At 76.7% G+C, this 1,631-nt stretch carries 1 protein-coding gene; it reads left to right on the top strand.

Features of this window, described 5'->3' with window-relative positions:
* Positions 1 to 177 precede the first annotated feature (177 nt).
* On the top strand, positions 178 to 1,631 hold a 1,454-nt coding region (locus tag FNQ90_RS22465; RefSeq protein WP_182608015.1), incomplete at its 3' end, for a hypothetical protein.

Below are 1,631 nucleotides of genomic sequence, written 5' to 3'. Positions count from 1 at the left end.
GGGCGTGGGAGGGGAGTGCCCGGGATCGGCTCCCCTCGAGGAAACCCCCTCCCGGGTCGGCTCCTCGTTTCAACGGCCGAGGGGCGGCACGCGGAAGGTGACCGGCCGCGGTGGGCACGAGAGGCGGTTTCCGGCCGTCGCGTCGGGCTCGGCAAGCGGAGGCGCCGTCATAATGCGGTGGTGAGCGAGCCCTCGCCCCCGCCCCCGGCGGAACGCATACCCGCCGGGGCGCGTCCCTGGCGCTTCGAAGACGTCACCCGTTGGATCGCCGCCGGCCCCGCGCCGTGGGCCCACCCGCTGTGGTCCTGCCTCGCCCTCGTGGGCACCGGACTGTGGGCGATCGTGGCCACGCCCGATCCCGTCTGCACCCCCGCCGACCCCTGTGGCGGCGACCGGTGGGGGATGTTCCTCGCCTGTTCGGCGCTGTTGGGCGTGTACTGGGCGTGGCGACAACCGACCCTCGCCCTGATCCTGGTGGCCCCGGTCACGGTGCTCCAACTCACCTCTCCCGCGGCCCTGGCGACCGCCTCGCTCCCCGCCCGAGTGGGCGTCACGGCGGCCGCGGTGTTCACCGCGCTCGCGCTGTGGGAACGGCTGGCGGCCCGAACCCGGCAGCGGGAGCTGGTGAAGCGCGCGGCCGGGCCGGAGCGCCACCCGTTGCCCGCCTCCGCGCGGGGGTTCCCGCGCGGCAGGACGACCCTGGTGGTGGCCGGTGCCCTGTTGGCCGTCACGGGCCTGTGTCTGTGGCAGGGCCTGGCGGCCGAGGCCCGGGAGAACGCCCGGGACGCCCGGTCCCAGCGGCTCACCGTGGAGGTGGTCGACCGGGACGAGGACTCGATCACCGTGCGCCTGCCCGGCGGGGACACCCGGACCGTGGACGCGGTCTTCCCGGAGAGCCACGCGCCGGGGCGCCCCACGGTGGTGTTCGTGGACGGCGACCGGGTCCGGTTGGCCGCCGAACCCTACGACGCGTTCGGCTGGCAGATGCTGACGCTGCTGTTCGGTCTGCCGGGAACGACCCTGCTGGTGAGCGGCCTCGCGGCCCGGAGCCGGTGGCGCCGGATGGCGGCGGACCCGGTCCCGGTCCTGCGGGTGCGCGTGACGAACCCCGGGCCCCGGATCCGCACCCGGGTGTTCGCGGCGGACGACCCCCGGGGATGGCGGCGGCCCGCGCTGTCGTGGGTGACGTTGCCGACCACCGCCCGGGAACTGCCGGCGGTGGCCGGGGACCCGGACGACCCGGACGACCCGGACGACCCTCGGGAGGTCCTCGAACGGGCCGAGGAGCAGGCCCTGGAACTCCCCGTCGTGGTGGAGGCGGTGCTGTACGGCGCGGTCGCGGACGGTGCCGAGGCGGTGTTGGTGACGGAAGCCGGGGGTGCTCCCGGCGGGCTCGTGGAGTGCGGGGTCACCCCGGTGTGGGCCGGGCCGCGACCCGCGGGCCCCCGGGACCGTGGCCGGAGTGCCCGGGCCCGCACCGTCCCGCACCGGGGTGGCCCGCACCGGGGTGACCGGCGCGGCCTTCTCGGTCCTCCCGAGGGCGGGAGGGCCACCGGGCGGAGCGAGGCCGAGTCGGTGGTGATAAACCCCTCGCTCCTCCGTCGCGCGCTGGGGTGGGCCCTGGTGCCGGG

The sequence above is a fragment of the Streptomyces alkaliphilus genome, assembly GCF_014141535.1.
Taxonomy (GTDB): domain Bacteria; phylum Actinomycetota; class Actinomycetes; order Streptomycetales; family Streptomycetaceae; genus Streptomyces; species Streptomyces alkaliphilus.
The sequence above is the reverse complement of the archived record's forward strand: the minus strand, read 5'-3'. Positions and strand labels throughout refer to the sequence as shown.